Here is an 11,712-nt window from a genome sequence, read left to right on the forward strand (position 1 = left end):
CATGAAACGCATCGGCTTCCTCTCCTTCGGCCACTGGACCGATTCGCCGCATTCGGCGACGCGCTCGGGCCGAGATGTCTTGCAGCAGTCCATCGACCTGGCGGTTGCCGCAGAAGAAGTCGGCGTGGACGGCGCCTACTTCCGGGTCCACCACTTCGCCAACCAGCTGGCCTCGCCCTTCCCGCTCCTGGCCGCCATCGGCGCGCGCACCCAGCGCATCGAGATCGGCACGGGCGTCATCGACATGCGCTACGAGAACCCGCTCTACATGCTGGAGACCGCCGGCGCCGCGGACCTCATCAGCAACGGCCGCCTGCAGCTGGGCATCAGCCGCGGTTCGCCGGAACAGGTGATCGATGGCTGGCGGTACTTCGGCTACGAACCCGCCGAGGGCGAGACGGACGCCGACATGGGCCGCCGGCACGCCGAGGTGTTCCTGCAGCTGCTCGATGGCAAGGGATTCGCCGAACCGAATCCGAACCCGATGTTCCCCAACCCGCCGGGGCTGCTTCGCCTCGAGCCGCACCCCGAAGGCCTGCGCGACCGCATCTGGTGGGGCTCCAGCTCCAACGCCACCGCCGTGTGGGCGGCGAAACTTGGCATGAACCTGCAGAGTTCGACGCTGAAGGCCAACGAGACGAACGAGGCCTTGCACATCCAGCAGGCGAAGCAGATCAAGGCCTACCGCGCCGCCTGGGCCGAGGCCGGCCACGCCCGCGAACCGCGTGTCTCGGTGCTGCGTTCGATCTTCCCGCTCATGAACGATACCGACCGCGCCTATTTCGGCCGTAGCAAGAGCAGCGACCAGGTCGGCTTCATCGACAACATGGAAGCCGTGTTCGGCCGCACGTATGCCGCCGAACCCGACGTGCTGGCGAAGGAACTGGCGGAAGACCAGGCCATCGCCGAAGCCGATACCATCCTGCTCGCCGTGCCCAACCAGCTGGGTGTCGACTACAACGTGCACCTGCTCGAATCGATGCTCAAGCACGTGGCACCGGCGCTGGGATGGCGATGAAAACCATCGGCATCCTCGGTGGCATGTCGGCCGCCTCGACGCAGACGTATTACCGGGAATTGTGCCGCCTGGCGAGCGAACGCCTGGGGGGCCTTCATTCACCCGAGCTGCTTATCCGCTCGCTCGACTTCGCGCGGATCGAAACCTTGCAGAAGGCCGGCGAGTGGGAGCGTGCTGGCGAGATACTCCAGGCGGAGGCTCGCGCACTCGAGCGCGGCGGCGCGGCTTTCATCGTGCTGGCCACCAACACCATGCACAAGCTTGCTGGCCAGATGATGGAAGGCGTCGGCATCCCATTACTGCATATCGCCGACGCCACGGCGGCGCGCATCCATGCCACTGGCATGCGCCGCCCCGGTCTCATGGCCACCGCATTCACGATGGAGCAGTCGTTTTATACCGACAGGTTGCATGCCGCGGAGTTGCATCCTTTCATCCCGCGCGCGGGCGACCGTGCCGAGACGCATCGCATCATCTACGACGAGCTTTGCCGGAACATCGTTAATGAGCGAAGCCGCGATGCCTACGTGGCCATTGCCACGCGGCTTATCGAACAAGGTGCCGATTCGCTCATCCTGGGGTGCACGGAGGTCGGCATGCTGCTCAACCAGGGCAATGTGGCCGTACCCGTGTTCGACACCACCCTCATCCACTGCGAGGCGGCTCTCGAGGCTGCCCTCGCGTGATCGGCCAGCGGCGCACCGCACTGCGTCATAAACGAAGCTGAACCGGCTGTTCATGCGGCTCGCAGCACTTTGCGCCGCAGCGAAACCTGCTGCCAGCTAAACCAGTTGTTAGTGCCATGTCGACGAAACGCTAAGCGCGCGTCACGACGCGGGGCGACGTCGCGCTTATAGCCGAGATCGGCAGGTCATTTTGTTGAACGGGGTCGCAAAACACGTTCCCGTGACTATCGGCTTCGTAGCGTCGGCAACTAAGCTAAAAACGCAGTAATACCGCGAGCGGGACGCTCCAGGACAACTCCAAAGACCCTTTTGATGGATGCGCGCACATGCACGCACGGTTAGTGCTGCCCGCCATTCGCATTACCTGATTCGCCTAGCAGATGTAACAGGCGAATCGCGACCTTGCACCTTATTCGTGCTTCGTGAGTTGTTCATCAAAAGCCCGTTATAACCATTGGGACGGCTATTTCACCTTGGGAACAACTGCCCACGCATGATGACGACAACTGATCAGTCGCGTGACACCGATACCCTGGACCTCAACGCGCTGTTCGGCACGCTTCTGGACCACAAGTGGGTGATTGTCGCGGTTACCGGCGCCTTTTTTATCCTCGGCGTGCTTTACACGGTCATCGCAACGCCTATTTACCAGGCCACTTCGGTGGTCCAGGTCGAGCAGAAGACGCCGGCGCTTCCAGGCCTGAGTGATCTCACGCAATCACTCGGCACCACCGCCTCGCAGGCCACGACGGAAATCGCGCTCATCACGTCGCGACTCGTCATCGGCACGGCCGTGGACGAACTCCGCTTCAATGTCCAGGTCGATCCGCAGCGCATGCCGCTGCTGGGCGATTACCTCTCGCGCGGCCACAAGCCGGGCGACCTGGGCAAGGTTCGCTTCGGGCTGAGCCGATACGGCTGGGGTGGCGAGGTCGTCGACATCTTCAAGCTCGAGCTGCCGGACAACCTCCTCAACCACAAGCTCGAGCTGCGCGCCGGCGAGAACCACCAGTTCACGCTGCTGGACGACAACGACAAGGTCATCGCGCAGGGCGCGGTGGGCCAGCTGGTGAAAGCCGGCGACGTCACCGTGCAGATCCGCCAGCTCATCGCCAACCCGGGCGCGCGCTTCGACGTGGTGGAGCAGCCCCCGCTCACCACCATCAACAAGCTGCAGACCGATGTCACTGCCCTTGAGCAGGGCAACGACTCGGGCATCATCGGCCTTACCTACAACAACGCCGACCCGGTGCTCGCGCAGGCGCTCCTCGACCACATCACCCGCGCCTACGTGCGCCAGAACGTCGAGCGCAACTCGGCCGAGGCAGCCAGCCAGCTGAAGTTCGTGAAGGACCAGCTGCCCAAGGTGCGCACCGAACTCGACCGCGCGCAGGGGGCCCTCAATGCCTTCCAGACCCAGGCGCATACGGTCGACATCAGCATGCAGACCAAGGGCCTTCTCGACCAGATCGTAAGCGTCGAGAACAACATCCAGCAGCTGCAGATGCAGCAGGCGGACATCGACCGACGCTTCACGCACGACCACCCGGCCTACCAGGCCCTGCAGCAGCAGATGGGCACGCTGCAGGCACAGAAGGCGGCGATGGAGAAGCAGGTGGGCGGCCTGCCCGATACGCAACAGGAGCTGCTCAAGCTCAACCGCGATGTCCAGGTCAGCACCAACACCTACACCAGCCTGCTCAACCAGGCGCAGCAGCTGGATATCGCCCGCGCAGGCACCGTCGGCAACGTGCGCGTCGTCGACCAGTCGGTGGTGGACATCAACCAGCCGGTGCAGCCACGCAAGCTGCTGGTGGTCGTCATCGCCACGGTGCTGGGTGGTTTCCTGGCCCTCGCCTACATCTTCCTCAAGCAGATCCTCAACCGCGGTATCGAGAACCCGTCGGTCATCGAGGACCTCGGCCTGCCGGTGTACGCCTCGGTACCGCTGAGCAAGACGCAGACCGGCGGCCGCAAGGGGCTGCTCGCCATCAACGAGCCCGCCGACCTTGCCGTGGAGGCGTTCCGCAGCCTGCGCACCAGCCTGCATTTCGCCCGGCTCGAGGCGAAGAACAACATCCTCATGATCACGGGTGCCAGCCCGTTTGCCGGCAAGACGTTCGTCTCCGCGAACCTCGCGGCGGTGATCGCGCAGGCCGGCCAGCGCGTGCTGCTGGTGGATGGCGACATGCGCCGTGGCACGCTGCACCAGCAGCTGGGCATCCGCGCCGGTGATGGCCTCTCCGACGTGCTCGTGGGCAAGCAGCCGCTCGACGCGGTGATGAAGAAGGACGTGGTGCCCAATGTCGACTTCGTCAGCCGCGGCCAGGTGCCACCCAACCCGGCCGAGCTGCTGATGCACGAGAACTTCACCCAGTTCATCGAATCGGTGGTGGCGAAGTACGACCTTGTCATCATCGATACGCCGCCCATCCTCGCGGTCACCGATGCCGCGGTCATCGGCCACCACGCCGGCACCAGCCTGCTCGTGGCCCGCTTCGGCCTCAACAAGGCCGCCGAGCTTGCCCTGGCCCAGCAGCGCTTCGAATACAACGGCGTGGAGCTCAAGGGCGCCATCTTCAACGCGGTGGAGCACCGTGCCGCGGGCTACTCCACGTACGCCTACTACAAGTACAAGACCGAGCCCACGTAAACATGACGCGCATCCTCATCGTCGGAAACCACACGTGCGGCAACCGCGGCGATGCCGCCATCCTCCGCGGGCTGCTCGAATGCCTGGAGGGCGCCATCCCGGGCTGCCAGGCCACCATCCTCAGCCGGTTCCCGACCAGTTCCTCGTGGATCATGGGGCGCACGCTCGAGGTGGATACGCTCAACGCGTACTACAACGAGAATGCGAAGGGCCGCCTGGGCGGCCTCAAGGCGAAGCTGCTGCGCCGCTTCATCCCGTGGCTGCTCAACGCGCACGCCACCGGTTCGGCATGGGCGCGGCACATCGACCTGCCGCGCCGCCACCGTGACTACATCGAATCGCTGAAGGCGTACGACCTCGTCATCCAGGTGGGTGGTTCGTTCTTCGTGGACCTGTATGGCCCCACGCAGTACGACCACGCCCTGTGCGCGCTCCTTGCCGGCAAGCCCATCTACATGATCGGGCACAGTGTGGGACCCTTCCAGAACCCGCTGTTCCGCAAGATCTCGCAGGACGTGATGGCGCGCGTGGATGCCCTCGCGCTACGCGAGGAAGTGAGCCTGAAGCACATGGCCGATGGGCAGGTGCCCGTCGACAAGGTGCGCACGGCCGCCGACACCGCATGGCTGGTCTCCACGGGTGCGGCGCCTCCCCTGCACAACGAGCCGACCGTGGCGGTCACGTTCCGCGAGCTGGCACCGTTCGACAAGCGCCTTGGCATCAGCCAGGAAACCTACGAGAAGGCGTTCGCCGAGCTACTCGACGCAGTGGCCGACGAGGGCTACCGCATCCAGGCGCTCTCCACGTGCACGGCCATCGACGGCTACCCCAAGGATGACCGCATGATCGCGCTGCGCGTGCGCAACCACATGCGCCGGGCCGATGCCATGGACGTGGAGATGGGCGAACTCAGCGACGTGCAGCTGGGCGACCGCTTCGCCCGCTGCGTGCTCACCATCGGCACGCGCCTGCACAGCGCCATCATGTCCATGAACTTCGGCACGCCCGCCGTCGCCCTGGCCTATGAGCACAAGAGCGAAGGCGTGATGAAGCGGCTCGGTACGTCCGAGCTTTCCATGCCCGTGAAATCGCTGCTCGACGGCACGCTCAAGGCCAAGGTGCTTGGCCTGCTCCAGGACGAGGCCCTGCGCCCGCGCATCGCCCAGGCCGTGGCCCGGGAGAAGGCGTTCGCCCGCGAGGCGGTGCTTGCCACGGTGGGCGTCGGGTCCTGACCATGACCGTGCTCTTCGTCCTCGCCGAGTTTCCGCGCTACTCGGAAACCTTCGTCATCGACCAGATCGTCGGCCTGCTCGACCGCGGCTTCGACGTGCGCATCCTGGCGGTGAGCCGCGGCGCGGAGCCGAAGCCGGGCGACGTGGTGGCCGAGCGTGGCCTGCTGGGCCGCGCCACGTTTATCTTCGACCGCGCGGCGAGCACGGCCCGCCGCTGGTCCATCCTCGTCGACCGCGTGAAGCAGGTGGCGCCGGCGCTGGGCAACGCGCGCGTGCGGCGGGCACTTTCCGTGAAGCGCTACGGGCACGTGGCCCGCAGCCTCGCACTGGCGGGGGCCGCGCGGCGCCTGTCCAAGCCGATCAAGGCCGACGCGATCATCGCCCACTTCGGCCCCACGGGCGTGCTCGCCGTGCACCTGCGGGCGCTGGGGCTTATCGACGGGCCCATCTACACCGTGTTCCACGGCTACGACCTCTCCCAGCACAGCGTGCTCGCGCGGCACGCGGGCGATTACAAGACCTTGTTCGCCAGCGGCGACCGCATGCTGCCGATCAGCAGGCGATGGCAGCACAAACTGGAGGCACTCGGCTGCGAGCCGGCGAAGATCCAGGTGCACCGCATGGGCGTGGACCTCGACAGCTTCCCGTTCCAGCCGCGACGCGCCGAAGCCCACACGCCCGGCCGCGCGCTCCGCGTGCTCACCGTCGGGCGGCTGGTCGAAAAGAAGGGTGCGCCCTACCTTTGCGAAGCGGTGGCGCAGGTCGCGGCCCGTGGCGTGCCCATCGAGCTCGAGGTCATCGGTGATGGCCCGCTGCAGGCGCAGCTCGAGGCCTTCGTGGCCACGCGCGGGCTCGGTGCCCACATCCATATCCGTGGCCGCCGCGACAAGGCCTATGTGCAGGCGGCGTTGCGCGGTGCCGATGTCTTCGCCCTGCCCAGCGTCACGGCCGAGGACGGCGACCAGGAAGGTATACCCGTCTCCCTGATGGAAGCCATGGCCTCGGGCGTGCCCTGCCTGTCCACCCTGCACAGCGGCATCCCCGAGTTGATCGAGGACGGGGCCAGCGGCTGGCTCGTCCCCGAGCGCGATGCTGGTGCCCTCGCCGACAAGCTGGAGGCCATCCAGCGCGGTGACTACGACCTCGCCGACGTGGCGCGCCGCGCGCGCGCCACCGTCGAGTCGCGCTTCAACCAACGCCAGCTGCACGACCAGCTGGCCGCGCAGCTGGCCTGACGGGGGGCACGCATGGCTTCCGTCCGCAAAGACGCCGCCTGGACCGCGGGTTCCACCGTGGTCTCGGCCATGAGCCAGCTGCTGCAGATCGCGCTGCTGGCCCACCACGTCGACGCACACCTGCTCGGCGCGCTGGCCATCGTCAACGTGGTGAACGCCGTCGCGACGATGATCCAGGACATGGGGCTCTCCAGCTACCTCATCCACCGGCAGGACATCAGCAAGCCCGAGCGCACCTCGCTGTTCCTCATCAGCGCGGGCCTCGGCGTCGTATCCGCGCTTATCCTGTTCGTGGCCTCGTACGGCATCGCGGAGTTCTACCATTCCGAGGTGCTGGGTGGGCTCTTGCGCCTGTCGACCCTCAACTTCCTGATGCTGGGCGTGGCAGCGCAGTACCAGGCCAGCCTGATCAAGGCGTTCCAGATCCCGCGGCTGGCCCGCGTCGAGGTCGCCGGCCGCCTCTCGGGGCTCGCCACGCTGGTGATCATGGTGTTCGCCTTCAACGCATCGATCGAAGCCGCCGTGTGGGCCATGGTGGTGAACAGCATCGTGCGCCTGGTGCTGTTCATCGCCTCGGCCGATCGCGAATGGCACCCGGGCCGCGAGTTCGACCGCAAGATCATCGGCGAGGCCTTCCGCTACGGCGCGTTCCAGTTTGGCTCGCAGGTGATCAACCAGCTGCGCAGCCAGGCCGACCAGGTCATCCTGGGCAAGTTCCTCGGCCTGGCCTCGCTGGGTGTGTATTCCCTGGCGAAGGAGCTGGTGCTGCAACCGACCAAGCTGATCATGCCGGTGGCGGCGCGCCTCGCCCTGCCCCGCCTCGCCACGCTGCAGGATGACCCGGCCGCCCTGCGCCGCGTGTACCTGCTCGGCCTGCGCGGCGTCTCCATCTTCAGCGCGGTGGTGTTCATCGGCCTTGCCGTGGCGGCGCCGCTCGCCGTCACCATCCTCTATGGCCACCGTTACGACGGTGTCGCCTCGTTGATCCCGCTGATGTTGTTGTTCGGCATGCTGCGCCCGCTGGGCTCGCTCATCGGTGCGCTCAGCCAGAGCCAGGGCCGCTCCGACATCGAGTTCGCCTGGAACCTCAAGATCTGCGGCATCACGCTGGCGGTGAGCATCGCCGGCGCGCTTTCGCGCTCGCTCGAGGTCATGTCGGTGGCGCTCGCCTTCAGCCAGGTGCTGTCGACGATACTCTCGTACTACTTCTTCTCTTCGAAGATCATCAGCATCACCGCGCGCGATTTCTTCAGCGCGTGGACGCTGGAAACGATCGTGCCCTACGCCTTCCTCATGGTGGCCGTGGCCATCTACCCCACCGACGACTGGAAGGCCTGCGCCATCCGCTTCGCCTTCGCCGTGCCACCCCTGCTGTGGGTGGCTTGGCGCAGCCGCGGCGTGTTGCTGTCGCGGCCGGCCGCACCCGTGGGCGCCTGAGATGCACGCCCGGCCCCCTCACTACCAAGGAGCGACGACGCCATGGCGCTGGTAAGTGTCTATATCCCCACGCGCAACCGCTCCGGCCTGCTGCGCCGGGCCATCGACTCGGTGCTGGAGCAGACCTACGCCGAGGTCGAGATACTGGTGTGCGACGAAGCCTCCGAGGACGATACGCCGGAGGTGATGACCGACTACATGCACCGTTACCCCGGCAAGTTCACCTACCTCCGCAACGATACGCCGCAGGGTGCGTGCCGGGCGCGCAACCGCTGCATCGAGCACGCGACCGGCACCTACGTCACCGGCCTGGACGACGACGATTTCTTCCACCCCCAGCGCATCGAGTGCCTGGTGGCGCTGTACGAAACGCACAAACCATCCTTCGCCTGCACGCGCTTCAAGTACTTCCAGGACCTGCTGCAGGTGGAACCCCTGCGCGAGCGGACCTACCCGGCCGCGGACCTGGCCAGGGGCGAGCCGCTGACGCTGCCCGCCCTGCTCTACGCCAACCACGCCGGCAACCAGGTGCTGACCGAACTGTCGCGCATGCGCGAGCTGGGCGGCTTCGACGAAGACATGCCGTCGTGGCAGGACTACGACATGTGGATCCGCCTGGCCGAACGCTACGGCACCGCGGTGCGTTCGCGGCACCTGCTCTCGTTCGTGGACGACGACCGCAGCCGCGCCCGCATCCGTAACTCGACCAAGCGCGCGGAAGGCAGCCAGCGCTTCATGGCCAAGCACGCGGCCCTGATGAGCCCCGACCAGCAGCGCAACCACCGCAACATCCAGTTCGTGATGAACCGCGAACGGCCGCCGCTGGGCGAGATCGCGCGCAACTTCTCCGTGGGCGGCTACAAGTCGACCATGAAGGTGCTCATCCACAAATTCTTCGGCGTGGCGATCGGTTGATGCAGATCAACAAGACCCGGGCGCTGGCGATCACCCTCATGGCGATGATCTTCGTCCAGATCCCGCTTGGCCACAGCAGCACCAGCAAGACGCACATCAATGTGTACCACCTGCTGCTGCTTGCCATGCCCGTGCTGTACATCCCGGCGGTGCGCTACCTCAAGCTCAACCCCGCCACCGCGTTCCTCGCCACGCTCACCGCCACGTCCATGGCCGCGGCGGCCACGTATGGCGGTGGCCTGCGTTCCACGCTCATCGTCTTCATCGCCGCCTCGTACTTCCTCGGGCTGGTATTCGGCCACAAGCTGGCCGAGTTCGAGCTGCGCAAGATCTTCATCTGGATGCTGGGCTGCTGCATCACGTTCATCATCCTGCGCGATATCGCCTACGCCAACGCGCTGGGTTCCATCTACACCCGCAGCGAGACGGCATCGAGCGTGCTGTACATGTCCACGGGTGGCCGTAACATCGAGGCCAGCCTGCTGGCGCTGCTGTCGATCCTGCTGATCGGCACGCGCGCCTACCCCATCGCGGCTGGCATCGCCTTCCTCACCAGCGCCACCATGCTCTCGCGCGCCGGCCTGATCGGCGCCGCCATCTCCATCTTCATCGCCTCGTGGCAGCTGCGGAAGACAAAGCATTATTACTTCTACACGTTCTTCTGCACGGCCATGGTGGTGCTGGTCATCGGCCTGATCCTGTCGCAGGTCATCGACGTGCCGGTGCTCGACCGTTTCAACCTGCAGGCCGAGACCCAGCTGGAACACAAGAACGTAGGCCGCCTGGCCCTGTGGACCAATGCCGGTATCGCCCTCAAGCAGAACCTGCTGGGCTACGGCGTGGGCAACGGCGTGCCGATCATGGAACAGATATCGGGCCTCACGTTCGTCGAGAACAACGTCCACAACATCTACCTGCAGTTCCTGCTCGAGGGCGGGGTGCAGTCGCTGGTGCTGTTCCTGGTCATGTGCGGCCACATCTTCTTCTCGAAGACCGAGGGCCAGAACCGCAACATCAAGGCCTTCCTTCTCCTCTACCTCATCCTGGCATTCATCGAGTTCAGCGGCTACGAAGCGTACTTCTGGTTCTTCGTCGGCATGTTCTACGCCCGCCAGCAAGTGCGCCACAAGCGCCTGGTGGCCGAGGCCGGCGAGCGCACGCGGGCGCGCCGGGCCTGGATGCGCAGCAAGAGCCCCCTACCCCCGCCGGAGACCGCGCATGCTCGCTGATTTCCGCGCCGACGCGCGGCGCCTCAAGTCGTTGCCGGGCTGGCGCGGCATGGTGTGGTGGATGCTGGACCAGTCGTTCTGGGTGATCCTCACCTACCGCATCATCGCCACGGCCCGCGGCACCGTGCTGCACACCCCGCTGCGCATCCTGGAGAAAGTGGCCGAATTCGTCTTCAAGTGCTACGTGCCCACCACGGCCACGATCGGGCCGGGCCTGGTCATCTACCATGCGTTCGGCGTCATTATCAACGGCAAGACCACCATCGGCCGCAACTGCACGCTGTACGCACGCGTCTGCATCGGCAACCGGTTCCCCGGCGACGGCACGCCCACCATCGGTGACAACGTCACCATCGGCACCGGCGCCTGCATCTTCGGCCCCGTGGTCATCCCCGACAACTACGTGGTGAAGGCGAACGCCGTCATCACCCCGTCCTCGCTTAAAACCCAAGACCCTTTAGGAGCTACGCCATGAGCGAGGCAGAAGAGAAGCGCCTGTCCATCGTCATCATCACCTGGAACGAGCTCGCCAACCTCGAGCGGTGCCTGCTGTCGCTCGTGGACAAGGTGGATTTCAGCCAGGACGAGGTGATCGTGGTCGATAACGGGTCGAAGGATGGCAGCGCCGAGTTCGTCGCCACCCTGCCCCAGGTGCGCTATTTCCCGCTGGAGACGAACCTGGGCGTGGGCCCCGCGCGTAACCGCGGCCTGTTCCTGGCCCGCGGCAAGTACTGCATGACGCTGGACAACGACACCATTTTCCTCACCAACGACCCGGGCAGCATCGTCGATGAATTCTTTACCGCGCACCCGGAAGCCGGCGTGGTGGGTTTCGAGCTGCTCAACGTCGACCGCACGCGCCAGGATTCCACGCGGCGCTTCCCCCGCTTCTACCAGCCTATCGCCGCGCGCATCGCCGCCACGCGCAAGCTGGCCTTCGTGCAGCGCGAACTCGACCGGCACCTGATGACCGACACGGTGTTCGAGAACGAGGCCGACCCGATGGAAGTGGACTACGTGCTGGGCGCCAACCAGACCTTCACGAAGAAGACGGCCGCGCTGCTCATGGGCTATGACGACCGCATCTTCTTCGGCCCCGAAGACGCCGAGTTCTGCGTGCGCACGCGCAAGATGGGCCTGCGCAACTATTACTCGCGGCGCATTTCCATCGTGCATGACTACAAGCGCCGTACCCGCAAGTTCTCGCGCCTCACCATCAAACATCTTGCAGGCTTCGCGTACATGCTGAGGAAACATGGGGGCGTGTACCGTTACTCCCTCAGCGAGCGTCGCTAACCCCCGGAGGC

At 65.6% G+C, this 11,712-nt stretch carries 10 protein-coding genes; all 10 read left to right on the forward strand.

Annotation, left to right across the window (positions count from 1 at the left end; translation table 11 throughout):
• Window position 1: 1 nt before the first annotated feature.
• The 10 genes from VI08_RS12060 (at window position 2) to VI08_RS12105 (ending at window position 11,701) form a co-directional block, all read left to right on the forward strand.
• Window positions 2–1,018, forward strand: a complete 1,017-nt coding sequence (locus VI08_RS12060) for an LLM class flavin-dependent oxidoreductase (protein ID WP_045829839.1) — start codon at window positions 2–4, stop codon at window positions 1,016–1,018.
• Window positions 1,015–1,704, forward strand: coding sequence for an aspartate/glutamate racemase family protein (locus VI08_RS12065; RefSeq protein ID WP_045829934.1), 690 nt, complete (start codon window positions 1,015–1,017; stop codon window positions 1,702–1,704). The genes VI08_RS12060 and VI08_RS12065 overlap by 4 nt, the downstream gene beginning before the upstream one ends.
• A gap of 493 nt (window positions 1,705–2,197) precedes the next feature.
• Window positions 2,198–4,357: a polysaccharide biosynthesis tyrosine autokinase gene (locus VI08_RS12070; RefSeq protein WP_045829840.1), complete on the forward strand. Its 2,160-nt coding sequence runs from the start codon at window positions 2,198–2,200 to the stop codon at window positions 4,355–4,357.
• Window positions 4,358–4,359: 2 nt separating this feature from the next.
• Entirely contained in the window at window positions 4,360–5,589 is a 1,230-nt protein-coding gene (gene wcaK / locus VI08_RS12075; protein WP_045829841.1) for a colanic acid biosynthesis pyruvyl transferase WcaK, read from the forward strand.
• A gap of 2 nt (window positions 5,590–5,591) precedes the next feature.
• Complete coding sequence (locus tag VI08_RS12080; protein WP_045829842.1) at window positions 5,592–6,824, forward strand: glycosyltransferase; 1,233 nt, start codon at window positions 5,592–5,594, stop codon at window positions 6,822–6,824.
• 12 nt (window positions 6,825–6,836) lie between these two features.
• On the forward strand, window positions 6,837–8,261 hold the full coding sequence (locus tag VI08_RS12085; RefSeq protein ID WP_052697856.1) for an MOP flippase family protein: 1,425 nt from the start codon (window positions 6,837–6,839) through the stop codon (window positions 8,259–8,261).
• Between the two features lie 42 nt (window positions 8,262–8,303).
• Window positions 8,304–9,176, forward strand: a complete 873-nt coding sequence (locus tag VI08_RS12090) for a glycosyltransferase family 2 protein (RefSeq protein WP_052697857.1) — start codon at window positions 8,304–8,306, stop codon at window positions 9,174–9,176.
• Window positions 9,176–10,405, forward strand: a complete 1,230-nt coding sequence (locus tag VI08_RS12095; protein WP_045829843.1) for an O-antigen ligase family protein — start codon at window positions 9,176–9,178, stop codon at window positions 10,403–10,405. Before VI08_RS12090 ends, VI08_RS12095 begins: the two co-directional genes overlap by 1 nt.
• Window positions 10,395–10,880, forward strand: a complete 486-nt coding sequence (locus VI08_RS12100) for a serine O-acetyltransferase (RefSeq protein WP_045829844.1) — start codon at window positions 10,395–10,397, stop codon at window positions 10,878–10,880. The genes VI08_RS12095 and VI08_RS12100 overlap by 11 nt, the downstream gene beginning before the upstream one ends.
• On the forward strand, window positions 10,877–11,701 hold the full coding sequence (locus tag VI08_RS12105) for a glycosyltransferase (RefSeq protein WP_045829845.1): 825 nt from the start codon (window positions 10,877–10,879) through the stop codon (window positions 11,699–11,701). Before VI08_RS12100 ends, VI08_RS12105 begins: the two co-directional genes overlap by 4 nt.
• Window positions 11,702–11,712: the final 11 nt, after the last annotated feature.

The sequence above is a fragment of the Luteibacter yeojuensis genome (assembly GCF_000964085.1).
Taxonomy (GTDB): domain Bacteria; phylum Pseudomonadota; class Gammaproteobacteria; order Xanthomonadales; family Rhodanobacteraceae; genus Luteibacter; species Luteibacter yeojuensis_A.

Bases quoted from the DNA above. Each gene is read 5' to 3' on its own strand.
- VI08_RS12060 (WP_045829839.1), top strand. From the start codon at position 2: ATGAAACGCATCGGCTTCCTCTCCTTCGGCCACTGGACCGATTCGCCG.
- VI08_RS12065 (WP_045829934.1), top strand. From the start codon at position 1,015: ATGAAAACCATCGGCATCCTCGGTGGCATGTCGGCCGCCTCGACGCAG.
- VI08_RS12070 (WP_045829840.1), top strand. From the start codon at position 2,198: ATGATGACGACAACTGATCAGTCGCGTGACACCGATACCCTGGACCTC.
- wcaK (WP_045829841.1), top strand. From the start codon at position 4,360: ATGACGCGCATCCTCATCGTCGGAAACCACACGTGCGGCAACCGCGGC.
- VI08_RS12080 (WP_045829842.1), top strand. From the start codon at position 5,592: ATGACCGTGCTCTTCGTCCTCGCCGAGTTTCCGCGCTACTCGGAAACC.
- VI08_RS12085 (WP_052697856.1), top strand. From the start codon at position 6,837: ATGGCTTCCGTCCGCAAAGACGCCGCCTGGACCGCGGGTTCCACCGTG.
- VI08_RS12090 (WP_052697857.1), top strand. From the start codon at position 8,304: ATGGCGCTGGTAAGTGTCTATATCCCCACGCGCAACCGCTCCGGCCTG.
- VI08_RS12095 (WP_045829843.1), top strand. From the start codon at position 9,176: ATGCAGATCAACAAGACCCGGGCGCTGGCGATCACCCTCATGGCGATG.
- VI08_RS12100 (WP_045829844.1), top strand. From the start codon at position 10,395: ATGCTCGCTGATTTCCGCGCCGACGCGCGGCGCCTCAAGTCGTTGCCG.
- VI08_RS12105 (WP_045829845.1), top strand. From the start codon at position 10,877: ATGAGCGAGGCAGAAGAGAAGCGCCTGTCCATCGTCATCATCACCTGG.